Here is a 25,778-nt window from a genome sequence, read left to right as displayed (position 1 = left end):
GCGACCCTGTGCCGGATTTTCAGCCTTTGGCTCGGATGGTCGCGAACCTTTGAACTCTTGATGAGGGTGGCCCGTTTTGAACGACTTGACGACATTCCCAACAGCCGAGGGCGCCGCCAAGGCGGCCTCCCCACGACTCGATGCCGATTCTGCCATGACTCCCCTTGAGCGCTATCAAGCCGATCTGAAACGCCCGGATTTCTTCCACGATGCTGCTCAGGAAAACGCTGTGCGTCACCTGCAACGCCTCTACGACGAGTTGATCAGCGCCGGTCCGCAGGGGCCGGCTGCGGGCAGCAAGCTTGGATTGTTCGACAGGCTGCTCGGCAAGAAGCCGCAGAGTTTGCAGAAGGGCCCAGTCAAGGGCATCTACTTCTGGGGGGGCGTGGGGCGCGGCAAGACCTATCTGGTCGACACCTTCTACGATGCTCTGCCCTTCGAGCAGAAGATGCGCACCCATTTCCATCGCTTCATGAAGCGGGTGCATGAGGAAATGAAGACCCTCAAGGGTGAGAAGAACCCGCTGACCATCATTGCCCAGCGCTTTGCCAGTGAGGCTCGGGTCATTTGCTTCGACGAATTCTTCGTGTCCGATATCACTGATGCGATGATTCTCGCCACCCTCCTGGAGGAGCTGTTCAAGAACGGCGTGAGCCTGGTGGCCACCTCCAACATCGTGCCGGACGGCCTCTACAAGGACGGCTTGCAGCGTGCCCGTTTCCTGCCGGCGATCGCCCTGCTCAAGGAGCACACGGAGATCGTCAACGTCGACAGTGGCATCGATTACCGCCTGCGCGCCCTGGAGCAGGCCGAGTTGTACCACTGGCCGCTGGATGCCGAAGCGGAGAGGAGCCTGGAGCGCAGCTTCAATAGCCTGCTCACCGAGCACTGTGCGGTGAAGGACAGCGATGTCCTGCTGATCGAGAGTCGCGAGATTCGCGCACGTAAAACCGCCAACGACGTGGCCTGGTTCGAGTTCCGCGAGTTGTGCGACGGTCCGCGCAGCCAGAACGACTACATCGAGCTGGGCAAGATCTTCGAGGCAGTCTTGCTGTCGAATGTTGAACGGATGAATGCTTCCAAGGACGACATGGCGCGGCGTTTCATCAACTTGGTCGACGAGTTCTACGACCGCAATGTCAAGTTGATCATTTCTGCCGAGGTCGAGCTCAAAGATCTCTATGCTGGCGGTCGTCTGGAGTTCGAATTCCAGCGCACCCTGAGCCGTCTGCTGGAGATGCAGTCCCACGAGTTCCTCGCGCGGCCGCATAAGCCGTGATCGATAGGGCCGCCACTGAGGCGGCCCTTGCCGTTGTAAGGTGTCGTCTGGAGCTTTCTGCTTGCCGGTCAGGCCGTGCTGGAGGGTATTGAAGACATGTCTGCACCCTTGGTTGCGTCCGACTCGCCTTTCGGTGATTGGGACGGTACGCCTGCCGGAGCCCGTCTTCTGCAGCAGGAGTTGGCCGGGCGGGTCGTGCTGCAGGACGATTTTCCAGTCCTGCGCCTGATTGCCGGTGTGGATGTCGGCTTCGAAGAAGGCGGGAGCATTACCCGAGCGGCGGCGGTATTGCTCGATGCTGATACCCTGGAGCTGCTTGCCGAGCGACTGGTGCGCATTCCGACCTCCATGCCCTACATCCCGGGTCTGCTGTCCTTTCGCGAGCTTCCGGCCGTCTTGTGCGCCCTGGCGGAGCTGCCTCGGGTTCCGGATCTGGTCTTCTGCGACGGACAAGGGATCGCCCATCCGCGCAGGTTGGGAATTGCGGCCCACCTGGGTGTGGCCAGCGGCCTGCCGACCATTGGCGTGGCCAAAAAGATTCTCGTCGGTACCCATGCCGAGCTGGGGTCCAGGCGCGGCGACCAGGTCCCCTTGATGTATCGGGGCGATGTGCTGGGGACGGTGCTGCGGAGCAAGGACGGGGTGCGACCGCTGATCGTTTCGCCAGGGCATCGGGTCAGTTTGGCCAGTGCGCCAGGGCTGGTCATGGCCTGCGTCACGCGCTATCGCTTGCCCGAGCCGACGCGGCTGGCCGATCGGCTCGCCTCGCGAAGGGCAGGATATTCACCGCCTGCCTGAGGTGAGGCCTGGTTGGCTGGGGTGGCTTTCGATGCCCTCCGGGAGGGTGCTTCTTGTTAGGCGTGGCTTCTGTTCTCTGTCCTGGCAGATAGACGGTTGCTATTTTTCCTGCAGTCGGTATGATTTTAAGGATTTTCTGGTGAGGATGCCTAGCTCGCTGGAAATCAGGTAGGGGATGCCTAGCCTACCGACCCTGCCGTTGCGGACGCGCTGACCCGAGCCCCCGATAGCGTCTGTTTCCGGCCGCCTCGACCTTGTCAAGGCAAGCACTATTCAGTAAGATTTGCCGCCTTATTTTCAGGGTGGCCCCTGAGGCTATAACGAATGAAAACTTTTACTGCGAAACCGGAAACCGTTAAGCGCGACTGGTATGTCGTCGACGCTGCCGGCCAGACTCTGGGTCGTCTGGCTACTGAAATCGCCAGCCGTCTGCGTGGCAAGCACAAGCCCGAATATACTCCGCATGTGGATACCGGCGATTACATCGTTGTGATCAATGCCGAGCAGGTGCGGGTTACCGGTGCCAAGAGCAGCGACAAGATGTACTACTCCCACTCCGGCTTCCCGGGCGGTATCAAGTCCATCAGTTTCGAAAAGCTGATCGCAAGGGCTCCCGAGCGTGTGATCGAGACCGCGGTCAAGGGCATGCTGCCGAAGAACCCGCTGGGTCGTGACATGTACCGCAAGCTGAAGGTGTACAAGGGTGCCGTTCACCCGCACACCGCTCAGCAGCCTCAAGAACTGAAGATTTAAGGGGATAGCTCATCATGTCGGCGACTCAAAACTACGGCACCGGCCGTCGTAAGACTGCTACCGCTCGCGTCTTTCTGCGACCGGGTACTGGCAAGATTTCCATCAACAATCGCTCTCTCGAGCAGTTCTTCGGTCGTGAAACTGCTCGCATGGTTGTGCGTCAGCCGCTCGAACTGACCGAAACCGGGGAAAAGTTCGACGTCTATGTCACCGTTATCGGTGGTGGTGTCAGTGGTCAGGCTGGTGCCATTCGTCATGGCATCACCCGTGCTTTGATCGAGTACGACGAGACTTTCCGTAGTCCGCTGCGCCGTGCTGGCTACGTGACTCGCGATGCTCGCGAAGTCGAGCGTAAGAAGGTTGGTCTGCGCAAGGCGCGCAAGCGTCCGCAATACTCGAAGCGCTAATCTCGGCGTTTTCAAGGAGCGCCCGGCATTCGCAAGAATGCCGGGCGTTTTTTATGCTTGGAGATTATCTCTGCGACAGCTTGTCGCAAGTTTAGTGCCGTCCTTTCTGGGCGCTTCGGCATTATTGTATCCGGCTATTACCTTGTCAGGCTTGAGGGTTTTCTTTAACATTTTGCCGATTTTTTCGCGCGCCTCGTTTTTTTATTACAGGTCCGGATAACGGGCCGCAAAGTTGATGGGAGACAACTGAATGAGCAATGACGGCGTGAATGTCGGCCGGCGTCGCTTTCTGGTTGCAGCCACCTCAGTGGTGGGTGCGGCAGGAGCGGTGGGGGCTGCGGTCCCGTTCGTGGGATCCTGGTTCCCAAGTGCCAAGGCCAAGGCCGCAGGTGCACCGGTAAAGGTGAATGTCAGTAAAATCGGGCCGGGGCAACAGATAGTGGCTGAATGGCGTGGCCAGCCGGTGTTTATCGTCCGCCGTACCGAGGAGACGCTCGCCAACCTGAAGAAGGTCGAATCTGCGGTAGCGGACCCCGACTCGGCCGTCTCGGTTCAGCCAGCCTATGTTGACCGGAAGCTGCGCTCGATCAAGCCGGAAATCCTGGTTCTGGTCGGCCTCTGTACCCATCTGGGGTGTGCCCCTTCCTTCCGGCCAGAGCTCGCTCCTGCGGATCTGGGAGCCGACTGGATGGGGGGCTACTTCTGTCCCTGCCATGGTTCCAAGTACGATTTGGCCGGTCGCGTCTACAAGGCACAACCTGCTCCCTTGAACCTGCCGGTACCTCCACATACCTATGAATCGGATGATGTGATCATTGTCGGCGTGGACCAGGAGAAGGCCTGATGAGCAAGTTCATGGACTGGATCGATGCCCGCTTCCCCGCCACCTCGATGTGGGAAGACCATCTCTCCAAATACTACGCACCGAAGAACTTCAACTTCTTCTACTTTTTCGGCTCTCTGGCGTTGCTGGTGCTGGTCAACCAGATTCTCACCGGCATCTGGCTGACCATGAGTTTCACCCCGTCCGCCGAGGAGGCCTTTGCCTCCGTCGAATACATCATGCGTGATGTCGAATACGGCTGGATCATTCGCTATCTGCACTCCACCGGCGCTTCGGCATTCTTCGTCGTGGTCTATCTGCACATGTTCCGCGGCCTGCTTTATGGTTCCTACCAGAAGCCGCGCGAGCTGGTGTGGATCTTCGGCATGCTGATCTATCTGTGCCTGATGGCCGAGGCCTTCATGGGCTATCTGCTGCCCTGGGGACAGATGTCCTACTGGGGTGCCCAGGTGATCATCTCCCTGTTCGGCGCCATCCCGGTAGTCGGCGAGGACCTGACCCAGTGGATTCGTGGTGACTACCTGATCTCCGGCATCACCCTGAACCGTTTCTTCGCCCTGCATGTCATTGCGTTGCCGATCGTCCTGCTTGGCCTGGTCGTGCTGCACATCCTAGCGTTGCACGAAGTTGGCTCGAACAACCCGGACGGTATCGAGATCAAGAAGAACAAAGACGCCAACGGCAAGCCGCTGGATGGCATCCCCTTCCATCCCTACTACACCGTAAAAGACATCGTTGGCGTGGTGGTGTTCCTTTTCGTCTTCTGTGCCGTGGTGTTCTTCTTCCCGGAAATGGGAGGTTATTTCCTCGAGAAGCCGAACTTCGAACAGGCCAATGCCTTCAAGACCCCAGCACACATTGCGCCGGTGTGGTACTTCACGCCGTTCTACGCAATTCTGCGGGCTGTGCCGGACAAGCTGCTCGGAGTCATTGCCATGGGGGCAGCCATCGCCGTGCTGTTTGTCCTGCCCTGGCTGGATCGCAGTCCAGTCAAGTCGATGCGCTATAAAGGCTGGCTGAGCAAACTGTGGCTGCTGCTGTTCTGCGTCGCCTTTCTAACCCTTGGTGTGCTTGGCGTGCTCTCGCCGACTCCCGGTCGCACGCTGCTCTCGCAGGTGTGCACAGCGCTGTACTTCGCGTTCTTCATCCTAATGCCGTTTTACACCAGGATGGAAAAGACCAAAGCGGTTCCGGAAAGGGTGACTGGCTGATGAAAAAGCAATTTGCTGCATTGATTTTCACGATTCTGCCGGCTTTTTCATTTGCCGCAGGGGTTGAGCCGGAATTGGACACGGTTGATATAAATCTTGGCGACAAGTCAGCTATGCAGGATGGTCTGCGAACCTTCGCTAACTATTGCATGGGCTGTCATAGTGCCCAGTTCCAGCGCTATGAGCGGGTGGCCAAGGATCTTGGTATTCCGGAAGAGGTCATGATAGGAAATGTTATCTTCACTGGTGCCAAGATCGGCGAGCACATGAAGATCGGAATGCGTCCCCAGGATGCCAAGGTCTGGTTTGGTGCGGCGCCGCCGGATCTGACGCTGGTTGCCCGAGTGCGGGGCAATGATTGGCTATACAGCTATTTGCGCAGCTTCTATGAAGATCCATCTCGCCCGTTGGGGGTGAACAACATTGTGTTCCCTAACGTGGGCATGCCTAACGTGCTGGCTGGCCTGCAGGGGCGTCAGGTCTTTGGTTGCAAGCAGGTGCAAGTAGTTGAGAATGGCAAGAAGCAATATGACCCCCTCACAGGGGCAGAGATTACCCACGAAGCTTGTGATCAGCTGACCGTCCTGCCGAAGACCGGTACGTTGAGTGATGATCAGTTCGATGAGAAGATCAAAAACTTGGTGAGTTTCTTGGCTTACTCGGCCAATCCGGTCAAGTTGGAAAGCCAGCGTGTCGGTAGCTATGTGCTTCTGTTCTTGGCTGTTTTCTTTGTGTTCGCTTATCTGCTTAAGCGCGAATACTGGAAAGACGTGCACTGAGCTATTGCTTTCACCTGCAAACACACGCGTCCGTAGGGCGCGTGTGTTTTTTTATTCTGAAAATAAGACCTCCGAGCGAGGAGCTCGCCATGGGCATGACCAATCGGTTGATTTGTTATTCCAACCCGGCCGACCATTATTCCCATCGTGTGCGAATGGTACTTGCCGAAAAAGGAATTACCGTTCAGATTCTCGATATTGACCCGGAGCGGAACGCAGAAAAGCTCACAGAGATTAATCCCTATGGCGTGCTGCCTACACTAATGGACCGTGATCTGTTGCTGTACGAGTCCGGAGTGATCATGGAATACCTTGAGGAGCGTTATCCGCATCCTTCATTGCTACCGGTGTATCCTGTGGCTCGCGCCAATAGTCGTTTGCTGATGCATCGTATTCAGAGCGACTGGGCTCTTCTAGTTGATCGAATGCTAGATAGGCGAGTCGATGAAAGTGTTTGCAACCGACTGCGCAGGGAGCTAAGAGAGAGTTTGCTCGATGTGTCACCTTTATTCGCCGAAAAGCCTTATTTTCTCAGTGATGAACCAAGTCTGGTGGATTGCTGTCTCTTGCCGCTTCTCTGGCGGCTACCGTTACTGGGTATAGAACTGTCGCGTAGTGCAAGGCCGCTGCTCGAATATATGGAGCGCCACTTTGCTCGCCAAGCCTTTCAAACCAGCCTATCTGCTATCGAACGCGATATGCGCCCAATATGAAGGAGATTGATATGAACTCCAGTCGTCCTTATTTGCTACGAGCGCTTTACGAGTGGATTGTCGATAATGATTGCACACCGCATCTGCTGGTCAATGCTGAAGTACCCAGCGTTCAGGTTCCAACAGGCTACGTGAATGATGGACAGATTGTCCTTAATGTTTCCCCTAGTGCTGTACGGCATCTGCATATGGACAATCAGGGGATAAGTTTCGAAGGGCGTTTCGGAGGCGTCGCCCATAGTCTGTACATACCTTCCGAAGCTGTCATGGCTATTTATGCGCGGGAGAATGGGCAAGGCATGGTCTTTGAAGTCGAGCCGCCTGCTGCAGGGGAAGACGCTGGTCCGGATGATGGCCCAGCCGGTGGTGAGCCGCCGCGGCCGACTGGACGCCCTAGCTTGAAGGTAATCAAGTAGGAGAGGGGGCTCAATAAAAAGGCGATTTTGCGTCGTCTTTTTATTAATTCTGCTGATTTTCTCAGTCGGTGTACTGAAAAAGCTTGACGACCTTTTGTACGCCAGAAACACTCTGAACCAGATTAGCGGCTCGATTTGCCTCTTGGCGGGTGATCAAGCCCAGTAGATAGACAATACCGTTCTCGGTAACCACTTTGATTCTCGAGCCGGGTATGGTGTTGTCAGCTAGCATTTGGGTCTTGATCTTGGTAGTCAGCAGGGAGTCGTTGCTGCGGGCTAAGAGCGAGGTGGGTGAAAGAATCTGTATTTCATTATGCACCTTCGTCACTCCTGCGACCGAGCGAGCAGCTTGTTCGGCAAGCTGTTTGAGTTCGCGCGGGGGGCCTGACCGGCAAGCAGGGTAACGCCATTATAAGTAGTGACTACGATATGCGAGCTGTCGCTACCGAGGTCAGCATGGGCCTGATGAATTTTTTCAGTGACTTTGGGCTCGATGAATTGATCGTCAATCGTGTTGCCAATGCTGCGATTGCTGCAGCCTCCTAGGAGGAGGCTTGTCGCCAAAGCGGCAGTGATTAGAAGTGAGTATTTCATTCTTCGCTTCCAAACAATTGGTTGTCGATCAGATCGCATAGGCAATGAATAATCAGCAGATGTACCTCTTGAATACGGGCTGTGACCTTGGCCGGTACTCGTATTTCAACGTCCTCGGGGAGCAGAAGTGCTGCCATCCCGCCGCCATCGCGGCCAGTCAAGGCAACCACCAACATTTCCCTATCATGGGCGGCTTGAATGGCTTGAATTACATTGGCAGAGTTGCCGCTGGTAGAGATGGCCAGCAGAACATCGCCAGGCTGACCCAGCGCACGGATCTGCTTGGAAAAAACTTCATTGTAGCTGTAATCGTTAGCAATCGACGTAAGAGTAGAACTATCGGTAGTCAGTGCCATGGCTGGCAGACTGGGGCGTTCGCGCTCGAAGCGATTAAGCAATTCTGAGGAAAAATGCTGAGCATCGCCAGCTGAGCCGCCATTACCACAGGAAAGGATCTTGCCCTCGTTAAGTAGGGCTTGGACCATGAGTTCGCTGGCCTGGGCGATATGGGGAAGGACAACCTCCATAGCCTGCTGTTTGGTTTCGATGCTGGCTTGGAAGAGCTGGCTAATGCGAGAGTGCATGTCCATTGGCGATAACCTTTAAAGTCGGGTGTTCGCTGCAGCCAGAGGAAAGCTCTGGCCTGTGGCGGCAGTCAGGCAGCTGTGGGGCATCCAAACTCTTGCCGGAGCGAATCAGGTGCGATTGCGGGTCAGGCATCAAAGGCGTTGCGAATCCAGTTCAGTTGGCTCGATGCGCCTTCGCTAGCATTAATGGCAATAACATCGAAGCGGCAGGGATGTCTGGCCCAGCGTGGCTCTTTCTGTAGGAAATACTGAGCGGTACGAACGAGCTTCATGCGCTTGCGCACATCGATGCTCTCGAGTGCGCCTCCCCAAGCAAGATACCGCCGATAGCGTACTTCGATGAATACTACTGTATCGCCGTCGAGCATGACCAGATCAAGCTCACCGCATCGACAGTGCCAATTCTGCGCTAGGAGGCGCATTCCTTGCGCCATGAGATGGCGTTGGGCTAGGGCTTCTGCATCGCGCCCATTGCGTTGGCTGTCCATGTCAGTGGCTGTTGGTCGGCAGGCGCTGTATCTGGCCGTCATGAAACGCAGCCCAAGGCAGTTGGCGCTGGATACGCTGGTCGGGGCTCAAACTCAGACTGCCAGAAAGGCCATCGATATGGGTTTCAGGCATTATCTTTAGTTGTGCTAGACGTGGGGCGAGTCGATAGGCATCTACTCCCATGGCATAGAGGCGTCCCAGGCTGCCACTAGCCTGGGGCCATTGAGCACCAACCAGCTGCGGCAGGTTGTCGGATGGGGTGGCATTCAGCAGCCAAGGAGTTTCGCAGAACTGAATGCCTTCGAGGTCGAGGTAATAGTTCTGTTCTTCTTTCGGACTATAGAGGTGCGAAGTGGCATAGACAGGTACGTCGCCGGCATATTGGAAGGCGAGGGTCGGCTTGATTTGCTGAGCCTGCTGCGGAGTGGCGGCGAGGAAAATAAAGTCGATGTCTTTGCGTCGAGAAGGTTGTGCTACCACTTCGCCGCCAAGCACGCTTTGCAAGCGCTTACCACGAGACTCGCTCTGGCGGAGTTGGAACAGCTCGGCAATCTGCTGGGCTAGGCGGGCGGGTTGGTCAATGCGCACGACGGCGATCAGGCTGCCGCCGGCGGCTTGCCAGTTCTGCTGGAAGGCTTGAAGCACACGATCGCCCCATTCGCCGGAAGGAACCATAACCACGCCTCGACGCATGCCGTCAGCCCAGGCGCGACGTGCGGCTTCGCGGGCTTCGTCCTCAGCTGCCAGGCCGAATTGGAAGAGTTGTGGCGGTGCTTCTTGGCCTGCATTCCCGTAGTTCAGGGCAAGGGTTGTGATCGGTAATTGCTCGCGGTCACCAAGCTGCTTGACCAGTGGCTTTTCCAGGGGGCCGACGACCAGTTGTATCCCGGCGGCCTGGGCTTGGCGATAGAATTCATCTAGGGAGGCCAGTCGGCTGCTGTCATAGACTTCGATGCTAGGTGGTTGCTGGCCACTTTGCTGTGCTTGGTAGTGGGCTGCCATGAATCCGTTTCGCAGCGCGCGGGATACTGAGGCGAGTTGGCCCTCCTCCGGCAGCAGCAGAGCGATCTTGTAAAGGGGCTGGCTGGCCAGCTCTCGTAGCTTTCGTAGCGACGCCGGTAATTGCAGGGCTGCTGGGTGCTGTGGGTTCGCCGCGCGCCATTGATCAATGGCCGCTTGCTGCAATTCCAGAGTGCCGGCGCTTTTCGTTGCGCGAGCCAAGGCCAACCAGCCGCCCAGTTCGCTGGTTTCCTCTCCGGGTACGTTCAGGGTCTCCGGCGGCAGAGTCTGGATCAGGCGCCAGATGCTTTCATGATTCTCCTTGGTGGCTGACTCGCTCAGCAGGGGGGCAATGAATACTCGCTCGCGGGCGGCACTCAGGTACTGGCCATCTGCTTCCAGTGCGCGGGCGCGCGTAAGCTGGGTGCGGGCTTGTTGCTGTACAGGCAACTCGCCCAGGTGCTGCATACTCGGATGGTTAAGGGCCTTGAGTGCCGCTTTGGCGTTGCTGCGTGCCAAAGCAATTTCTGCGTTGAGGGTGCTGGCAAAAACCTGCTGGGCGGGTTTGAGGCTGTCTAGGGGCAGTTGCTCAAGGATACGCACGGCCTGGCCAAGATCCTTCTTTCTGTAGGCTTGGTCGGCGGCCGTCAGGCGCAGGAGTGCGGCCTTTTCCGGCTTGCTTTCATCGGCCTCTTGCAGCAGTTGTTCGATACTGGCTTCCGTAGGTGTGGGCAGATCTCCCAGCTTGGATGACGGCGAGCTGGCGCAGGCCGCCAGAAGACCGGCAAGGAAAAGGGCGGGAAGGGGACGCAGGCAGGCGATCATTGAGGCGTTCCTGATGCTCAAGATAAGTCGAGAATTGTACCCAAGCCTTGGCTTGGGCGCGATGTCGTGCTTGGGAAACCGGCTACAATGCGCGTTTCGATTGCGCTGGGAGATTGCCGTGGTTGCGTCCTCTGCTCTAAATCCAATGTCGGGCATTCTTTATGTCGTCGCTACTCCTATTGGCAATCTCGATGACATTACAGTGCGGGCTCTACAAGTGTTGCGAGAGGTGACCTTGATCGCGGCTGAGGATACGCGTCATTCGGCGCGTCTCTTGCATCACTTTGGTATTGCGACCCCTTTGGCTGCTTGCCATGAGCATAACGAGCGCGATCAGGGGGGGCGTTTTCTGATGCATTTGCGGGCAGGCGATGATGTTGCGCTGATTTCCGATGCGGGTACGCCGCTGATTTCTGATCCTGGCTTTCATCTGGTACGCCAGGCGCGCGTTGCCGGCATAAGAGTGGTGCCGGTGCCTGGTCCTTGTGCCTTGATTGCCGCCTTGTCTGCCGCAGGGCTGCCTTCCGACCGCTTCGTCTTCGAAGGCTTTCTGCCGGCCAAAACGGCTGGGCGCCTGGCGCGTTTGGAGCAGTTGAAGGAGGAGCCTCGCACGTTGATTTTCTATGAGGCACCGCATCGATTGCTGGATTGCCTAGAGGATCTCGAGCAGGTAATGGGGAGTGATCGTTTGGTGGTTCTTGCGCGCGAGTTGACCAAGACGTTCGAAACCTTCCAAGGGTTGCCGCTCGGCGAGTTGCGCGCCTGGGTTGCTGCGGACAGTAATCAGCAGCGTGGCGAATGCGTATTGCTGGTGGCTGGTTGGTTGGCTCCCTCTGAGGAGTTGGTGCCGACGGCTGCGCTTCGAGTTCTCGGGCTCTTACTCAAGGAGATGCCGTTGAAGCGGGCTGTCGCTCTGGCGGCCGAAATCACCGGGGTGCGCAAGAATTTACTTTATCAGGCGGCCTTGGATCGCCAAAGCTAAGGCTCTTCTAGTGCTTATCGGCACGGGTGCTTGCGGATAGCTTCCGTGGCCATTAATCTTACTGGTGGAGAGTCGATCGGACAGTCGCTGTTTCATATTGTTCCCCATAATATGGAAGGGAGGAAAGTCCGGGCTCCATAGGGCAGAGTGCCAGGTAACGCCTGGGAGGCGCGAGCCTACGGAAAGTGCCACAGAAAATAACCGCCTAAGCGCGCAAGCGCCGGTAAGGGTGAAAAGGTGCGGTAAGAGCGCACCGCATGACTGGCAACAGTTCGTGGCTAGGTAAACCCCACTCGGAGCAAGACCAAATAGGGATCCTTTGGCGTGGCCCGCGCTGGATCCGGGTAGGTTGCTAGAGGCGATCAGTGATGGTCGTCGTAGAGGAATGACTGTCCTCGACAGAACCCGGCTTACAGATCGACTCTCCTCTCTATACCCTTCTGTCACCCTCCGGCATGTCGCTCAAAGAGTGGCAAAAAGCCTTCATCTCATGATCAGCTTTAAGAGCGTAATTCAGCTTATTGATTTTGCTGAACTTGTTTCTCATTACTTGCGATTTGTCTCTCTCATATTCAGCTAAATTGCCGTTCTATAAGGATTTTTTCATTTTGCTCTGCCTTGACGGTGGGGTGGGGCGTTCCTATAGTGTGCATAAGGTGGTGCGAAGTGGCATAAAGTGGATTTTAGTGGGCAGGGAAGCTTGCAGTCAGGGGAAGCGCGACCGTGTTTCGCGGGGCAAATGCCGTCAGTCTCGACGCCAAAGGGCGTATCTCGATACCGGCTCGGTATCGTGACGAACTCATTGCGCGCTCGGCGGGTCAGCTTATTGTCACCATCGATGCGATGGATCCTTGTCTGTGCATATATCCCCTGTCCGAGTGGGAGCTCATCGAGGCGAAATTGCGCGAGCTTCCTTCGCTGCACGAGGAAACTCGTCGTTTGCAGCGTCTTTTGATTGGTAATGCCGTAGATCTTGAGCTGGATGGCGGTGGGCGTTTTGTGATCCCGCCGCGTCTGCGAGCGCATGCGAATCTGGACAAGCACGCAATGCTGGTCGGCCAACTGAATAAGTTTCAGCTGTGGAACGAGGAAGCCTGGATCGCGATTGCGGATGCAGATCTGGCAGCTATCAAACAACAACCCGGCGATCTGCCGGGAGAATTGCGCGATTTAATCCTGTGACTATAAATAGCGGCTTCAGCCATATCACTGTACTGCTCGAAGAAGCGGTCGATGCCCTGTCCGTGCGAGCAGACGGCTGCTACCTAGATGGCACTTTCGGGCGAGGCGGGCATAGCCGAATGATTCTCGGGCGCCTTGGTCCGAAAGGTGTTCTGCTGGGGTTAGATAAAGATCCCCAGGCGATCGCAACAGGACAAGCGCTTTCTGCCGCAGATGGGCGTTTTGCCATTGCACAGCGCAGTTTCGCCGAATTGGCGGACGAGTTGACGGGGCGTGGGCTGCTCGGCAAGGTCAGCGGTGTACTGTTCGATCTGGGCGTGTCCTCGCCGCAGCTGGACGACCCTGAACGTGGTTTCAGCTTCCTCAATGATGGCCCTCTGGACATGCGCATGAATCCGAACCGTGGCCTGAGTGCAGCCGAATGGCTGGCTCAGGCCTCTGTCGAAGAAATTGCCCGGGTGTTCAAGGATTACGGCGAAGAGCGCTTCGCTAGACGTATGGCGCAGGCTGTGGTGCAGCGCCGTCAAGAAAGGCCGTTTGAGCGTACTGCCGATCTGGCACAGGTGTTAGCGGCGGCGAACCCAGCTTGGGAGAAGGGCAAGAATCCGGCAACCCGCGCTTTCCAAGGCTTGCGTATTCATATCAACAACGAGCTTGGCGATCTCGAGCGGGGGCTCGACGCAGCGCTTGGGGCGCTCGAAGTCGGTGGTCGTTTGGTGGTGATCAGCTTTCATTCGCTGGAGGACCGTATCGTCAAGCAGTTCATGCGCCGGCAGGCCAAGGGTGAGGTGGACAAACTGCCGCGCGACTTGCCGATTCGCCCGGCTGCCTTCGAGCCGCGCCTCAAATTGATTGGCAAGCCTCAATATGCTTCCGAATCCGAAGTCAAGGCCAATTCGCGTGCCCGCAGCGCGGTCATGCGTGTGGCGGAGAAGTTGCGATGAGGCGTCTCATACAGGACAGGGCCATGCCAACCGGCAGTCTGCTGATGTTGGTGCTTTTCACCGCCGCGCTGTTTTCCGCAATCGCAGTGTCCTATAGCGCCTACTGGAATCGTCAATTGCTCAATGCTCTGTACGGCGAGTTGAGCGAGCGCGATAAGCTGCAGGCCGAGTGGGGGCGGCTGATTCTCGAGCAAAGCACCTGGACCGCACATAGCCGGGTCGAGAGTTTGGCCAGCGAAACTCTGAAAATGCGCGTTCCAGATCCTGCAGAAGTACGGCTGGTGACGCCATGATGAAGCTCGAGGGGGCACTCTATCCGTGGCGTTTCCGTCTGGTACTGATTCTTTTGGCGCTGATGGTGGCCGCCATCGGTTGGCGCATCATCGACCTGCATATTTTCGATCATGATTTTCTCAAGGGGCAGGGCGATGCACGCAGCATGCGGCACATCCCCATTCCCGCCCATCGAGGGTTGATCACTGATCGCAACGGCGAACCGCTGGCAGTCAGTACTCCGGTCACCACTCTGTGGGGCAATCCAAAGGAGTTAATCGGTGCGCGCGATCAGTGGAGTTCTCTGGCCAAGGCTCTAGGACAGGACGCAAAAGCACTTGCCGAGCGGCTGGAATCGCTAGCCGGGCGCGAGTTCACTTATCTGGCCCGGGGGTTGACCCCGAACAGGGGCAAGCCGTACTCGATCTAAAGATCCCTGGTGTCTATGCCCTGGAGGAGTTTCGACGTTTCTACCCGGCGGGTGAGGTCACTGCCCATGTACTTGGTTTCACTGACATCGACGATCACGGCCGCGAGGGTATGGAACTAGCCTTCGACGAGTGGCTGGCTGGTGTGCCCGGTAAGCGGCAAGTGCTCAAGGATCGCCGTGGCCGCCTGATCAGGGATGTGCAGGTGGTGCAAAACGCCAAGGCCGGTAAGACGCTGGAACTGTCCATCGACCTTCGCCTGCAGTATCTGGCGCACCGCGAGTTACGCAATGCTATCACCGAGGTCGGTGCCAAGGCTGGTACTTTGGTGATGCTCGACGTGAAGACTGGCGAAGTGCTGGCGATGGTTAACCAGCCGACCTACAACCCGAATAATAAGCGCAACCTCAATCCGGCAGCCATGCGCAATCGAGCATTGGTCGATGTGTTTGAGCCTGGCTCTACGATGAAGCCGCTGTCCATGAGTGCTGCGCTGGAAACCGGACGTTGGAAGCCGGAAGACAAGGTGGAAGTAGCCCCGGGCAGGCTGCAGATCGGGCGTTATACCATTCGTGATGTCTCTCATGCCGAAGGTGGCGTGCTCGATTTGACAGGTATCCTGATCAAGTCGAGCAACGTCGGCATGAGCAAGGTTGCCTTCGATATTGGCGGTGAGTCCATTTACTCGCTGATGCAGCGCGTTGGCCTTGGCCAGGATACCGGCTTGGGGTTTCCCGGCGAGCGGGTCGGCAACTTGCCCAACCATCGTGAGTGGCGCAAGGCAGAGACTGCGACCTTGTCCTATGGCTACGGCCTTTCCGTGACCGCCGTCCAACTGGCCCATGCCTATGCCACCTTGGCCAATGATGGACGCTCGGTACCCTTAGCGCTGGCCCGGCAAGAACTCCCGCCGGAGGGCGTCCAGGTCATTTCGCCCAGCGTCGCCAAAACCATACAGGGGATGCTGCAACAGGTCGTCGAAGCACCGGGCGGCGTGTTTCGCGCCAAGGTGCCTGGATACCACGTCGCAGGCAAGAGCGGTACCGCGCGCAAGACCAGCGTAGGCGCTAAGGGTTACAAGGAAAAATCGTATCGTTCTTTATTTGCTGGTTTCGCTCCAACCAGCAACCCCCGCATTGCCATGGCCGTGGTGATCGACGAGCCGAGCAACGGCACTTATTTCGGTGGTCTGATTTCAGCTCCGGTATTTGGCAGGGTCATGGCAGGAGCGCTGCGTTTGATGAACGTGGCTCCGGATAACCTGCCACCGCCGGTCGAGACAAAGACGGCTGACAGGGAAGTAGCCGGCCAGGGAGAGCGTATCTGATGCCTATGCCCCTTAATCAACTGTTGCCTCAGGGCGAGAGCGCAGTGCTGATCCGTGAGTTGACCTTGGACAGTCGTCACGTGCGTCCGGGCGATCTATTCCTCGCAGTCCCAGGCGGGCGGCAGGATGGTCGCAGCCATATCGGCGATGCGCTCGCCAGGGGGGCGGCTGCCGTGGCTTACGAAGCCGAGGGGGCTCCGCTGCTCGCCGGCAGCGGCGTGCCGCTAGTGCCGATCCGGGGACTGAGTAGGCAATTGTCGGCGATTGCCGGGCGTTTCTATGGCGAGCCGAGCCGTGCCTTGTGTTTGATCGGTGTGACCGGCACCAATGGCAAAACCAGTGTCAGCCAACTGTTAGCTCAGGCGCTGGATCTGCTTGGCGAGCGCTGCGGTGTGATTGGCACCCTGGGGCATGGTTTTCACGGCGACCTGCAGAGTGGCCGGCATACCACTCCTGACCCGCTTGGTGTACAGGCAACTCTGGCCAGGCTGAAGCAGGCTGGTGCTCGTGCCGTATCCATGGAGGTTTCCTCCCATGGTCTCGAGCAGGGACGAGTAGCAGCGCTGAATTTCGATGTGGCGATCTTCACCAACCTGTCACGTGACCATCTGGATTATCACGGCACCATGGAGGCTTATGGCGCGGCAAAGGCCCAACTTTTCGTCTGGCCTGGCCTGCGTTGTCGGGTGCTCAATCTGGATGACGCCTTTGGTCGCCGGCTAGCGCGCGAGGCACATGCCTCTCGGTTGATTGGCTATAGCCTGGAGGATCGTTCTGCCCACTTGCACTGTCGCCGAATACATTTTGACGAACGGGGAGTGCGGGCCGAAGTGGTGACATCGCAGGGTGAAGGGCTACTGCACAGTCCATTGCTGGGGCGCTTCAACCTGAGCAACCTACTGGCGGTAATCGGTGCGCTGCTGGGGCTGGATTTTGCCCTGGACGAAATTCTCCGCGTTATGCCGCTATTGCAGGCGCCGGCCGGCCGCATGCAACGGCTGGGTGGCGGCGACAGACCGCTGGTCGTGGTGGATTACGCCCACACCCCGGATGCACTGGAGAAGGTGCTGGAGGCGCTGCGTTCTCATGCCCGTGGACGTCTGTTGTGTTTGTTCGGCTGCGGTGGCGATCGCGACCGTGGCAAGCGTCCGCTGATGGCGTCGGTTGCCGAGCGCTTGGCCGACGCAGTGTTGGTCACCGACGATAATCCGCGCAGTGAATCTCCGGAGCAGATTTTCGCCGATATCCGCAGCGGTATTGCCGCACCGGAAAAGGTCGTCTACCTGCACGGGCGTGGCCAGGCCATCGCCCGTCTGATTGCTGAGGCCGAAGCGAGCGATGTGCTGTTGCTGGCCGGCAAGGGACACGAGGATTATCAAGAGATTAATGGCGTGCGCCAGCCTTTTTCCGACACCGAGGAGGCCGCAAAGGCCTTGCACGCCTGGGGGGCTGCTCATGCTTAAGGCTTTATATCTAAGCGAAGTTGCTGGTTTGCTGCAAGGAAGCCTAGTTGGGGTTGATGTGGCGTTCGGCTCGGTAGGCAGCGACAGCCGGGCGATCCGTCCAGGGCAACTGTTCGTCGCGCTGGTCGGGCCGCGCTTCGACGGCCATGCTTTCCTTGTCGAGGTGGCCGCCAAGGGGGCCGTGGCCGCCTTGGTTCAACGCACGGTGCCGGGGGTCGAACTGCCGCAACTGCAGGTGGACGATACCCGGCTTGCCCTTGGTCTACTGGGAGGCTTCAATCGCCAGGCCTACAGTGGTCCATTGGCTGCCGTGACCGGTTCCAGTGGCAAGACCACGGTCAAGGAAATGCTCGCCAGCATCCTGCGTACCCGCGGTCCGGTACTGGCTACCCGTGGCAACCTGAATAATGACTTGGGTGTGCCGCTAACCTTGTTGGAGTTGGCGCCCGAGCATTTCGGTGCGGTGATTGAGCTGGGCGCTTCGCGGATCGGCGAGATCGCCTATACCGTTGGCCTTACCCGTCCGCAGGTGGCGATCATCACTAATGCCGGCACAGCCCACGTCGGCGAGTTCGGCGGGCCGGAAAAGATCGTCGAAGCCAAGGGCGAAATACTCGAAGGGCTGCCGGCTGACGGCATCGCCGTGCTAAACCGGGACGATTTGGCCTTTGCCGTCTGGCAGCAGCGTGCCGCCGGGCGGCGTGTGTTGAGTTTTGCATTGGATGATGTCGGCGCTGACTTTCAGGCGCGGGATATCCGTCCCGATATTCGTGGCTGCCCGGCTTTCACGCTGCAAGGCCCTGCTGGTGAGGCGCACATCCAGCTCAATCTGCTTGGCCGGCACAATGTGGCCAATGCGCTGGCGGCCGCGGCTGCGGCTCACGCCTTGGGAATGCCATTGGTCGGAATCCAGAAAGGGCTGGAGAGCCTGCAGCCGGTCAAGGGCCGCGCCGTGGCTCAGCTTACGCCGAGTGGCATGCGGGTAATCGACGACAGCTACAACGCGAACCCCGCGTCAATGTGTGCGGCGATCGATATACTCGCCGGCTTTTCGGGGCGCACTGTCCTGGCCCTCGGCGACATGGGGGAGCTGGGTGCCTGGGCGGAAGAGGGGCATCGTCAAGTGGGCGCCTATGCTGCCGGCAAGGTCGATGCCTTGTACGCCGTGGGGCCGTTGATGGCCCATGCGGTCGAGGCGTTCGGAGGCAACGGCCGGCACTTCGCCGACCAATCCAGTCTGCTCGAGGCTTTGCACGGCGAGCAGCATTCCAATACCACCATTCTGATCAAGGGTTCGCGAAGTGCGGCGATGGACAAGATCGTCTCGACTCTCTGCGGTTCCAGCGAGGAGACTCCCTAAATGCTGCTGCTGCTGGCAGAGTATCTGCAACAGTTCCATACCGGTTTCGCGGTCGTCCAGTACCTGACCCTGCGCGGGATTCTCGGGGTTCTGACGGCCTTGATCCTGGCCCTGTGTCTGGGCCCCTGGATGATCAGGACCCTGCAGATCCGCCAGATCGGTCAGGCGGTGCGGGACGACGGCCCGCAATCGCACCTGTCGAAGAAAGGCACGCCGACCATGGGCGGCGCGCTGATTCTGTCTGCGATCACCATCAGCACCCTACTCTGGGCTGACCTGTCCAACCGCTACGTTTGGGTCGTGTTGGCCGTGACCTTGCTATTCGGCGCCATCGGCTGGGTTGATGATTATCGCAAGGTGATCGAGAAAAATTCTCGAGGTCTGCCGAGCCGCTGGAAGTACTTCTGGCAATCGGTGTTCGGCCTTGGTGCTGCGCTCATCCTCTATATGACTGCGCAAACGCCCGTCGAGACCACCCTGATCCTGCCACTGATCAAGACCATCGAAATTCCCCTCGGTGCCGCATTCATCGTACTGACCTATTTCGTCATTGTCGGCTCGAGCAACGCGGTAAACCTGACCGACGGCCTCGATGGCTTGGCGATCATGCCGACGGTGATGGTTGGCGGCGCCCTGGGCATCTTCTGCTACCTGTCCGGCAATGCCAAGTTTGCCGAATACCTGCTGATTCCCAACGTGGCAGGCGCCGGCGAACTGATCGTGTTCTGCGGCGCGCTGATCGGCGCAGGCCTCGGCTTCCTCTGGTTCAACACCTATCCGGCCCAGGTCTTCATGGGCGACGTTGGAGCCTTGGCGCTGGGCGCAGCGCTGGGCACCATCGCGGTGATCGTCCGCCAGGAGGTGGTGCTGTTCATCATGGGCGGCGTGTTTGTCATGGAAACTCTGTCAGTGATGATCCAAGTTGCCTCCTTCAAGCTGACCGGCAAGCGCGTGTTCCGCATGGCGCCGATCCACCACCACTTCGAACTGAAGGGCTGGCCAGAGCCGCGGGTGATCGTGCGCTTCTGGATCATCACCGTGATCCTAGTGCTGATCGGCCTGGCCACGCTAAAGCTGCGCTGAGGACAAGGGAATGAGCCTGATCGCTTCCGACCAATTCCGCATCGTTGTCGGCCTCGGCAAGAGCGGCATGTCCCTGGTGCGTTTCCTGGCTCGCCAGGGAGCGCACTTCGCCGTAGTCGATACTCGCGCCAATCCTCCGGAGCTGGCCACGCTCAGGGAGCAGTTCCCGCAGGTCGAGGTGCGTTGCGGTGCGCTGGATGTCGACTTCCTCTGTCGCGCCAGCGAGCTGTACGTCAGCCCGGGATTGGCGTTGGTCACACCGGCCCTGCAGGCTGCAGCAGCGCGTGGCGTGAGGCTGTCTGGCGACATCGAGCTGTTCGCCCGGCATGCCAAGGCGCCGATCGTCGCCATCACCGGCTCCAATGCGAAGAGTACCGTGACCACCTTGGTTGGCGAGATGGCCCGCGCGGCCGGTCGACGGGTGGCGGTGGGCGGCAATCTGGGTATGCCAGCCCTCGACCTGCTGGATGACAGCGTTGAGTTGTACGTGCTGGAGCTCTCCAGCTTCCAACTCGAGACCACCGAGCGGTTGAATGCGGAGGTAGCCACCTGTCTTAATGTCAGCGAAGACCACATGGATCGCTATGCCGATTTGCAGGCCTATCACCTGGCTAAGCACCGCATCTTCCGCGGGGCCAAGCAGGTGGTGGTAAACCGCGACGATGTGCTGTCCCGCCCGCTGGTCGCCGACCAGCTACCGTGCTGGACCTTCGGCCTCGGTAAGCCGGACTTCAAGGGCTTCGGCTTGCTTGAGGAAGGCAGCGAGAAGTACTTGGCCTTCCAGTTCGAGGCACTGCTGCCGGTCCGCGAGCTGAAAATTCGTGGCGCCCACAACCAGGCTAATGCCTTGGCGGCACTGGCACTGGGCCATGCGGCTGGCTTGCCGTTCGCGCCGATGCTGGACACCCTGAGGGGCTTTGCCGGGCTGCCGCACCGCTGCCAGTGGCTGCGTGAATTGCGCGGGGTCGGTTATTACGATGACTCTAAGGCTACCAATGTCGGCGCCGCGTTGGCTGCAATCAAAGGGCTGGGTGTGGATATCGCCGGCAAGCTGGTATTGATTGCCGGCGGTGACGGCAAGGGCGCGGATTTTTCCACCCTGCGCCAGCCAATTGCCGAACACTGCCGCGCCGTGATCCTGCTCGGCCGCGATGCTGAGCGCATTGCCGCAGTGCTGGAGGACGCCGTAGCGCTGATCCGGGTCAAGACGCTGGGTGAGGCGGTCGAGCGCGCGGCTGCCTTGGCCGAGACGGGTGATGCCGTGTTGTTATCGCCGGCCTGCGCCAGTCTGGATATGTTCCGGAGCTTCGAGGAGCGCGGGCAGTTGTTCGCCTTGGCAGTGGAGGAGCTCTCTTGATACGGGCCCTGCTGCGTCCCTATCCATCGCCGCTGTTCAATCGGCGCGGCTTCGATGTCGATTTCCCGATGCTGGCAGGTTGTCTGGCCCTGCTCGGCTTGGGACTGGTGATGATCACCTCGGCTTCTTCCGAGGTGGCGGCGGTACAGGCTGGCAACACTTTTTATTACATGGTCCGGCACCTGGTGTATCTGGTGATCGGCCTCGTTGCCGGCGGTGTGGTGATGCTGGTGCCGCTGGAAACCTGGCAGAGCATGGGTGGCAAGCTGCTGTTGGCTGCCTTCGGTGTGCTGATTCTTGTGCTGGTCCCGGGCATCGGCCGTGAGGTGAATGGCTCGATGCGCTGGATCGGCTTCGGTGCCTTCAACGTCCAGCCGTCGGAGATTGCCAAGCTGTTCGTGGTGATCTACCTGGCGGGCTATCTGGTGCGCCGCGAGGACGAGGTGCGCCAGCGCTGGATCGGTTTCATCAAGCCGATCATCGTGCTGATTCCACTGGCCGGGCTGCTGCTGCTTGAGCCGGACTTCGGTGCCACCGTGGTGATGCTGGGCTCCGCTGCGGCCATGTTGTTCCTCGGTGGGGTTGGCCTGTTCCGTTTTACCCTGCTGGCCGCCGCCGCCATCGGTGCGGTGTTCGTTCTGGTACAGACACAGGAATACCGCTTGCAGCGGCTGATCACCTTCACCGATCCCTGGGCCGATCAGTTTGGTGCCGGCTACCAGCTGACTCAGGCGCTGATTGCCTTCGGACGTGGCGAATGGCTGGGCGTCGGGCTTGGCAATAGTGTTCAGAAACAGTTCTATCTGCCGGAAGCGCACACCGACTTTGTCTTCTCCGTGCTGGCCGAGGAGCTGGGCATGTTCGGCGCGCTAGCCACGCTCGGCCTGTTCACCTTCGTCTGTGTGCGGGCCCTTTATCTCGGTCTGTGGGCAGAGAAGGCGAAGCTCTACTTCTCGGCTTACGTGTCCTATGGACTGGCCTTTTTGTGGATCGGTCAGGTTCTCATCAATATTGGGGTGAATGTCGGTCTGCTGCCAACCAAGGGACTGACCTTGCCCTTTCTCAGCTATGGCGGCAGTTCGCTGGTGATTTGTTGCGTCAGCCTGGGCCTGTTGCTGCGCCTTGACTGGGAACGCCGTACCCAACTGGGCAACGAGAATGCGCGGTTCAGCGAGGAGGATTTTGCCGAAGACTATGGGGAGCAAGCCGATGAGCGCTAACGTACTGATCATGGCCGGTGGTACCGGGGGGCATGTGTTCCCGGCGCTCGCCTGTGCCCGCGAATTCCAGGCGCGCGGCTACGCTGTGCACTGGCTGGGCACGCCGCGCGGAATCGAGAACGATCTGGTGCCGCCGACGGGACTGCCGTTGCATCGGATCCAGATCGGCGGGTTGCGTGGTAAGGAGCTGACAACACTGCTCAAGGCACCTTTCCAGCTGCTCAGATCGCTGTTCCAGGCTCGTCGGATCATGCACGAGTTGCGCCCGGTATGCGTGCTGGGCATGGGGGGCTTTGTCACCGGTCCCGGTGGTGTGGCGGCAAAGCTGGCCGGTGTGCCTCTGATCATCCACGAACAGAATGCCGTGGCCGGCACCTCCAACCGGGCACTGGCGCCGCTCGCCAGTCGGGTCTGTGAGGCCTTTCCGGATACCTTCAGTGTCACCGACAAGCGGCGTACCACCGGCAATCCGGTGCGCACAGAGCTGTTTCTGAGCACAGCGCGTCAGCCTTTGGAAGGGCGTCGGCCGCATCTGCTGATCTTGGGCGGCAGTCTAGGCGCCGAACCTTTAAATAAGCTGTTGCCTGCGGCTCTGGCACTGATGCCGGCTGGTCAACGGCCGGAGATTCTCCACCAGGCCGGCCGCCAGCACCATGAGATCACTGCCGAGCGTTATCGCGAGGCTGGAGTCGAGGCAGTGGTTGTGCCCTTCATCGAGGACATGGCCCGTATCTATGCCTGGGCCGACCTGGTGGTCTGTCGTGCCGGTGCCTTGACCGTGAGCGAGTTGGCCGCCGCCGGGCTGCCAGCCCTGTTGGTGCCGCTACCCCATGCCATCGACGATCATCAGACCCGTAACGCCGATTATTTGGCGCAGGAGGGCGCGGCTTTCTTGTTGCCGCAAGTGACCACGACGGCTGCCAATCTAGCCGCACGTCTGACCGAGATAACGATGTACCCCGAGCAACTCGAAAACATGGCCGCCAGTGCCCGCCGCCTGGCTAAACCCGATGCGACCCGCACGGTCGTGGACGTCTGCCTGGAGGTGGCGCGTGGTTAAGTCCAAGGAGGCGATCCAGGCTGAAATCCGTCGAATGCGCCGCATCGGACGTATTCATTTCGTCGGCATCGGCGGGGTCGGCATGTGCGGTATTGCCGAGGTGCTGCTGAATCTTGGTTACGAGGTTTCCGGCTCCGATCTAAAGGCTTCGCCAGTGACTGCGCGCCTAGAAAGCTTCGGCGCGAAAATCTATATCGGTCATCGCGCCGAGAATGCCGCCAGCGCCGACGTACTGGTGGTTTCCAGCGCGGTGAGCAGTGCCAACCCGGAGGTGGCGACTGCCTTGGAGCGGCGCATTCCGGTAGTGCCGCGGGCGGAAATGCTCGCCGAGTTGATGCGCTACCGGCATGGCATCGCCGTGGCCGGCACCCATGGCAAGACCACCACCACTAGCCTGATCGCCTCGGTGTTCGCCGCTGGCGGTCTTGACCCGACTTTCGTCATCGGCGGCCGGCTGAATGCCGCCGGCACCAATGCTCAGCTCGGCAGCAGCCGCTATCTGATCGCCGAGGCTGACGAGAGCGATGCCAGCTTTCTGCATCTGCAGCCTCTGGTGGCGGTGGTCACCAACATTGATGCCGACCACATGGACACCTACGCGGGCGACTTCAGTCGGTTGAAGAAGACCTTTGTGGACTTCTTGCACAACCTGCCGTTCTATGGCCTGGCGGTGCTCTGTGTGGATGATCCGGTGGTGCGCGAAATCCTGTCCCTGGTCGCCCGTCCGACGATCACCTACGGCCTCAGCGAAGATGCCGACGTGCGCGCTATTGACATTCGCCAGGCAGGCATGCGCACTTACTTCACTGTGTTGCGCCAAGGGCGCGCTCCACTCGAAGTGTCGGTCAATATGCCGGGGGTGCACAACGTGCTGAATGCCCTGGCAACTATCGCTATCGCTTGTGACGAAGGCATCGAGGATGCCGCTATCGTCCAGGGACTATCGGGCTTCCAGGGAGTCGGTCGGCGTTTTCAGGTGTATGGCGAGCTGCAAGTCGAAGGCGGCAGTGTGATGCTGGTCGACGACTATGGCCATCATCCGCGTGAGGTTGCTGCGGTCATAAAGGCGGTTCGTGGCGGTTGGCCGGAGCGACGTTTGGTGATGGTCTATCAGCCGCATCGCTTCACGCGGACGCGCGATCTCTATGAGGATTTTGTCCAAGTTCTGTCCGATGCCAATGTGCTGCTGCTGATGGAGGTCTATCCGGCTGGCGAGGAGCCGATCCCCGGTGCCGACAGTCGCACCCTGTGCCGCAGCATCCGCCAGCGTGGCCAGCTGGACCCGATCTATGTCGAGCGGAGTACGGATATTGCACCGCTGCTCAAACCGCTACTGCGCCCCGGCGACATCCTGCTCTGCCAAGGGGCTGGCGATATCGGCGGCCTCGCTCCGCAACTGCTCCAGAATTCGTTGTTCGGTGGCCAGCCCGAGGCGGTCGCCCAGAGGGACATGTCATGACTCACGCCCTGCAATCCACATTGGCTCCGCAAGCCTTCGGCCGTGTTGCCGTACTGTTCGGCGGCAAGAGCTCCGAGCGCACAGTTTCCCTGCGGTCCGGCCAGGCTGTGCTGGAGGCGTTGCAAAGTGCTGGCGTAGATGCTTTCGGCATCGACGTCGGCGACGCTCTGCTCGAGCGGCTGAGTCGCGAGCGGATCGATCGCGCCTTCATCGTCCTGCATGGCCGCGGCGGTGAGGATGGCAGCATGCAGGGATTGCTCGAGTGCGCCGGCATTCCCTACACCGGTAGTGGCGTTCTCGCCTCGGCACTGGCGATGGACAAGTTGCGCACCAAGCAGGTCTGGCAGAGCCTGGGATTGCCGACCCCGCGTCACGCGGTGTTGGTCAGCGAGCCTGATTGTCGGGCGGCCGCGCAGACCCTCGGCTTTCCGCTGATCGTCAAGCCGGCCCACGAGGGGTCCAGCATCGGGATGGCCAAGGTAAACGACGTCGACGAGCTGATTGCCGCCTGGCAGGCCGCCCGCACCTACGATTCCCAGGTGCTGGTGGAACAGTGGATCCAGGGGCCGGAATTCACTGTGGCATTGCTGCGTGGCCAGGTATTGCCACCGATCGGCTTGGGTACGCCGCACAGCTTTTACGATTACGACGCCAAGTACTTGGCTTCGGATACCCAGTACCGGATTCCCTGCGGGCTCGACGCCAGCAAGGAGGAGGAGCTGAAGGGGTTGTGCGCGCGTGCCTGCGAGGCCGTGGGGGTACAGGGATGGGCCCGGGTTGACGTGATGCAGGATGCCGAGGGTCGCTTCTGGCTGCTCGAGGTCAATACGGTGCCGGGCATGACCGATCATAGCCTGGTGCCGATGGCGGCGCGTGCCGCCGGGCTGGATTTTCAGCAACTGGTGTTGGCGGTCTTGGCCGACAGCGTCGAGGCAAGGGGGTAAGC

Annotated in this window: 24 protein-coding genes, 1 other RNA gene and 2 pseudogenes; 23 read left to right on the top strand and 4 right to left on the bottom strand. The window is 59.3% G+C overall.

Annotation, left to right across the window (positions count from 1 at the left end):
- Window positions 1-154 precede the first annotated feature (154 nt).
- The 9 genes from zapE to Atro_RS07635 all read left to right on the top strand — a co-directional run bounded on the left by zapE (window position 155) and on the right by Atro_RS07635 (window position 7,200).
- Window positions 155-1,279: a cell division protein ZapE gene (zapE, locus tag Atro_RS07675; RefSeq protein WP_165892992.1), complete on the top strand. Its 1,125-nt coding sequence runs from the start codon at window positions 155-157 to the stop codon at window positions 1,277-1,279.
- A gap of 96 nt (window positions 1,280-1,375) precedes the next feature.
- Complete coding sequence (gene nfi / locus Atro_RS07670) at window positions 1,376-2,077, top strand: deoxyribonuclease V (protein WP_497927102.1); 702 nt, start codon at window positions 1,376-1,378, stop codon at window positions 2,075-2,077.
- A 324-nt stretch (window positions 2,078-2,401) separates the two neighbouring features.
- Window positions 2,402-2,830: a 50S ribosomal protein L13 gene (gene rplM / locus Atro_RS07665; protein ID WP_039805602.1), complete on the top strand. Its 429-nt coding sequence runs from the start codon at window positions 2,402-2,404 to the stop codon at window positions 2,828-2,830.
- 14 nt (window positions 2,831-2,844) lie between these two features.
- On the top strand, window positions 2,845-3,237 hold the full coding sequence (gene rpsI / locus Atro_RS07660) for a 30S ribosomal protein S9 (protein WP_131340884.1): 393 nt from the start codon (window positions 2,845-2,847) through the stop codon (window positions 3,235-3,237).
- A 250-nt stretch (window positions 3,238-3,487) separates the two neighbouring features.
- Window positions 3,488-4,081 (top strand): ubiquinol-cytochrome c reductase iron-sulfur subunit, encoded by a 594-nt coding sequence (gene petA, locus Atro_RS07655; protein ID WP_131340886.1) that lies wholly within the window; start codon window positions 3,488-3,490, stop codon window positions 4,079-4,081.
- Window positions 4,081-5,292 (top strand): cytochrome b, encoded by a 1,212-nt coding sequence (locus Atro_RS07650; RefSeq protein WP_497927101.1) that lies wholly within the window; start codon window positions 4,081-4,083, stop codon window positions 5,290-5,292. Before petA ends, Atro_RS07650 begins: the two co-directional genes overlap by 1 nt.
- Window positions 5,292-6,071, top strand: coding sequence for a cytochrome c1 (locus Atro_RS07645; protein ID WP_497927100.1), 780 nt, complete (start codon window positions 5,292-5,294; stop codon window positions 6,069-6,071). Before Atro_RS07650 ends, Atro_RS07645 begins: the two co-directional genes overlap by 1 nt.
- Window positions 6,072-6,160: 89 nt before the next feature.
- Entirely contained in the window at window positions 6,161-6,784 is a 624-nt protein-coding gene (locus Atro_RS07640; protein WP_497927099.1) for a glutathione S-transferase N-terminal domain-containing protein, read from the top strand.
- A gap of 11 nt (window positions 6,785-6,795) precedes the next feature.
- Complete coding sequence (locus Atro_RS07635; RefSeq protein ID WP_497927098.1) at window positions 6,796-7,200, top strand: ClpXP protease specificity-enhancing factor; 405 nt, start codon at window positions 6,796-6,798, stop codon at window positions 7,198-7,200.
- A gap of 61 nt (window positions 7,201-7,261) precedes the next feature.
- Here Atro_RS07635 and Atro_RS07630 read toward each other — a convergent pair.
- From Atro_RS07630 to Atro_RS07615, 4 genes and pseudogenes are all read right to left on the bottom strand, one after another.
- Window positions 7,262-7,794, bottom strand: a pseudogene (locus Atro_RS07630) (BON domain-containing protein).
- Window positions 7,791-8,384 carry a phosphoheptose isomerase gene (locus tag Atro_RS07625; protein WP_497927097.1) on the bottom strand — a complete coding sequence of 198 codons (594 nt, stop codon included), beginning with the start codon at window positions 8,382-8,384 and terminating at the stop codon, window positions 7,791-7,793. The pseudogene Atro_RS07630 and the gene Atro_RS07625 overlap by 4 nt, the downstream one beginning before the upstream one ends.
- 122 nt (window positions 8,385-8,506) lie before the next feature.
- Window positions 8,507-8,869, bottom strand: coding sequence for a YraN family protein (locus Atro_RS07620; RefSeq protein WP_497927096.1), 363 nt, complete (start codon window positions 8,867-8,869; stop codon window positions 8,507-8,509).
- 1 nt (window position 8,870) lies between these two features.
- Window positions 8,871-10,694 (bottom strand): penicillin-binding protein activator, encoded by a 1,824-nt coding sequence (locus Atro_RS07615; RefSeq protein WP_497927095.1) that lies wholly within the window; start codon window positions 10,692-10,694, stop codon window positions 8,871-8,873.
- Between the two features lie 145 nt (window positions 10,695-10,839).
- On the opposite strand from Atro_RS07615, the gene rsmI reads away from it, so the two are divergent.
- From rsmI to Atro_RS07545, 14 genes and pseudogenes are all read left to right on the top strand, one after another.
- Entirely contained in the window at window positions 10,840-11,676 is an 837-nt protein-coding gene (gene rsmI / locus Atro_RS07610; protein ID WP_497927636.1) for a 16S rRNA (cytidine(1402)-2'-O)-methyltransferase, read from the top strand.
- A gap of 68 nt (window positions 11,677-11,744) precedes the next feature.
- An RNA gene (gene rnpB, locus Atro_RS07605) (RNase P RNA component class A) lies at window positions 11,745-12,105 on the top strand.
- Window positions 12,106-12,399: 294 nt separating this feature from the next.
- Window positions 12,400-12,858 carry a division/cell wall cluster transcriptional repressor MraZ gene (mraZ, locus tag Atro_RS07600; RefSeq protein WP_497927094.1) on the top strand — a complete coding sequence of 153 codons (459 nt, stop codon included), beginning with the start codon at window positions 12,400-12,402 and terminating at the stop codon, window positions 12,856-12,858.
- A 2-nt stretch (window positions 12,859-12,860) separates the two neighbouring features.
- Window positions 12,861-13,802 (top strand): 16S rRNA (cytosine(1402)-N(4))-methyltransferase RsmH, encoded by a 942-nt coding sequence (rsmH, locus tag Atro_RS07595; protein ID WP_497927635.1) that lies wholly within the window; start codon window positions 12,861-12,863, stop codon window positions 13,800-13,802.
- Between the two features lie 23 nt (window positions 13,803-13,825).
- Window positions 13,826-14,095, top strand: coding sequence for a cell division protein FtsL (gene ftsL, locus Atro_RS07590; RefSeq protein ID WP_497927093.1), 270 nt, complete (start codon window positions 13,826-13,828; stop codon window positions 14,093-14,095).
- Window positions 14,092-15,830 (top strand): annotated as a pseudogene (locus Atro_RS07585) (peptidoglycan D,D-transpeptidase FtsI family protein). The gene ftsL and the pseudogene Atro_RS07585 overlap by 4 nt, the downstream one beginning before the upstream one ends.
- Complete coding sequence (locus Atro_RS07580; RefSeq protein WP_497927092.1) at window positions 15,830-17,293, top strand: UDP-N-acetylmuramoyl-L-alanyl-D-glutamate--2,6-diaminopimelate ligase; 1,464 nt, start codon at window positions 15,830-15,832, stop codon at window positions 17,291-17,293. Before Atro_RS07585 ends, Atro_RS07580 begins: the two are co-directional and overlap by 1 nt.
- Window positions 17,286-18,653: a UDP-N-acetylmuramoyl-tripeptide--D-alanyl-D-alanine ligase gene (locus Atro_RS07575; protein ID WP_497927091.1), complete on the top strand. Its 1,368-nt coding sequence runs from the start codon at window positions 17,286-17,288 to the stop codon at window positions 18,651-18,653. The genes Atro_RS07580 and Atro_RS07575 overlap by 8 nt, the downstream gene beginning before the upstream one ends.
- Window positions 18,654-19,736 (top strand): phospho-N-acetylmuramoyl-pentapeptide-transferase, encoded by a 1,083-nt coding sequence (gene mraY / locus Atro_RS07570; protein ID WP_497927090.1) that lies wholly within the window; start codon window positions 18,654-18,656, stop codon window positions 19,734-19,736. It begins immediately after the preceding gene.
- A gap of 10 nt (window positions 19,737-19,746) precedes the next feature.
- On the top strand, window positions 19,747-21,093 hold the full coding sequence (gene murD / locus Atro_RS07565; protein WP_497927089.1) for a UDP-N-acetylmuramoyl-L-alanine--D-glutamate ligase: 1,347 nt from the start codon (window positions 19,747-19,749) through the stop codon (window positions 21,091-21,093).
- Window positions 21,093-22,313, top strand: a complete 1,221-nt coding sequence (gene ftsW / locus Atro_RS07560) for a putative lipid II flippase FtsW (protein WP_497927634.1) — start codon at window positions 21,093-21,095, stop codon at window positions 22,311-22,313. Before murD ends, ftsW begins: the two co-directional genes overlap by 1 nt.
- The gene (gene murG, locus Atro_RS07555) at window positions 22,303-23,373 is read left to right on the top strand and encodes an undecaprenyldiphospho-muramoylpentapeptide beta-N-acetylglucosaminyltransferase (RefSeq protein ID WP_497927088.1); all 1,071 of its coding nucleotides are present in this window, start codon (window positions 22,303-22,305) and stop codon (window positions 23,371-23,373) included. Before ftsW ends, murG begins: the two co-directional genes overlap by 11 nt.
- Complete coding sequence (gene murC, locus Atro_RS07550; RefSeq protein WP_497927633.1) at window positions 23,366-24,832, top strand: UDP-N-acetylmuramate--L-alanine ligase; 1,467 nt, start codon at window positions 23,366-23,368, stop codon at window positions 24,830-24,832. Before murG ends, murC begins: the two co-directional genes overlap by 8 nt.
- A complete protein-coding gene (locus Atro_RS07545) occupies window positions 24,829-25,776 on the top strand; it encodes a D-alanine--D-alanine ligase (RefSeq protein ID WP_497927087.1) in 948 nt (315 codons plus the stop codon). The genes murC and Atro_RS07545 overlap by 4 nt, the downstream gene beginning before the upstream one ends.
- Window positions 25,777-25,778 lie beyond the last annotated feature (2 nt).

It is taken from the genome of Azotobacter tropicalis, assembly GCF_059739045.1.
This window is presented reverse-complemented; position numbering and strand designations above follow the sequence as displayed.

What these genes read in the sequence shown, in the direction of transcription:
- zapE (WP_165892992.1), top strand. Translation starts at nt 155, where the DNA reads ATGACTCCCCTTGAGCGCTATCAAGCCGATCTGAAACGCCCGGATTTC.
- nfi (WP_497927102.1), top strand. Translation starts at nt 1,376, where the DNA reads ATGTCTGCACCCTTGGTTGCGTCCGACTCGCCTTTCGGTGATTGGGAC.
- rplM (WP_039805602.1), top strand. Translation starts at nt 2,402, where the DNA reads ATGAAAACTTTTACTGCGAAACCGGAAACCGTTAAGCGCGACTGGTAT.
- rpsI (WP_131340884.1), top strand. Translation starts at nt 2,845, where the DNA reads ATGTCGGCGACTCAAAACTACGGCACCGGCCGTCGTAAGACTGCTACC.
- petA (WP_131340886.1), top strand. Translation starts at nt 3,488, where the DNA reads ATGAGCAATGACGGCGTGAATGTCGGCCGGCGTCGCTTTCTGGTTGCA.
- Atro_RS07650 (WP_497927101.1), top strand. Translation starts at nt 4,081, where the DNA reads ATGAGCAAGTTCATGGACTGGATCGATGCCCGCTTCCCCGCCACCTCG.
- Atro_RS07645 (WP_497927100.1), top strand. Translation starts at nt 5,292, where the DNA reads ATGAAAAAGCAATTTGCTGCATTGATTTTCACGATTCTGCCGGCTTTT.
- Atro_RS07640 (WP_497927099.1), top strand. Translation starts at nt 6,161, where the DNA reads ATGGGCATGACCAATCGGTTGATTTGTTATTCCAACCCGGCCGACCAT.
- Atro_RS07635 (WP_497927098.1), top strand. Translation starts at nt 6,796, where the DNA reads ATGAACTCCAGTCGTCCTTATTTGCTACGAGCGCTTTACGAGTGGATT.
- Atro_RS07625 (WP_497927097.1), bottom strand. Translation starts at nt 8,384, where the DNA reads ATGGACATGCACTCTCGCATTAGCCAGCTCTTCCAAGCCAGCATCGAA.
- Atro_RS07620 (WP_497927096.1), bottom strand. Translation starts at nt 8,869, where the DNA reads ATGGACAGCCAACGCAATGGGCGCGATGCAGAAGCCCTAGCCCAACGC.
- Atro_RS07615 (WP_497927095.1), bottom strand. Translation starts at nt 10,694, where the DNA reads ATGATCGCCTGCCTGCGTCCCCTTCCCGCCCTTTTCCTTGCCGGTCTT.
- rsmI (WP_497927636.1), top strand. Translation starts at nt 10,840, where the DNA reads ATGTCGGGCATTCTTTATGTCGTCGCTACTCCTATTGGCAATCTCGAT.
- ftsL (WP_497927093.1), top strand. Translation starts at nt 13,826, where the DNA reads ATGCCAACCGGCAGTCTGCTGATGTTGGTGCTTTTCACCGCCGCGCTG.
- Atro_RS07580 (WP_497927092.1), top strand. Translation starts at nt 15,830, where the DNA reads ATGCCTATGCCCCTTAATCAACTGTTGCCTCAGGGCGAGAGCGCAGTG.
- Atro_RS07575 (WP_497927091.1), top strand. Translation starts at nt 17,286, where the DNA reads ATGCTTAAGGCTTTATATCTAAGCGAAGTTGCTGGTTTGCTGCAAGGA.
- mraY (WP_497927090.1), top strand. Translation starts at nt 18,654, where the DNA reads ATGCTGCTGCTGCTGGCAGAGTATCTGCAACAGTTCCATACCGGTTTC.
- murD (WP_497927089.1), top strand. Translation starts at nt 19,747, where the DNA reads ATGAGCCTGATCGCTTCCGACCAATTCCGCATCGTTGTCGGCCTCGGC.
- murG (WP_497927088.1), top strand. Translation starts at nt 22,303, where the DNA reads ATGAGCGCTAACGTACTGATCATGGCCGGTGGTACCGGGGGGCATGTG.
- Atro_RS07545 (WP_497927087.1), top strand. Translation starts at nt 24,829, where the DNA reads ATGACTCACGCCCTGCAATCCACATTGGCTCCGCAAGCCTTCGGCCGT.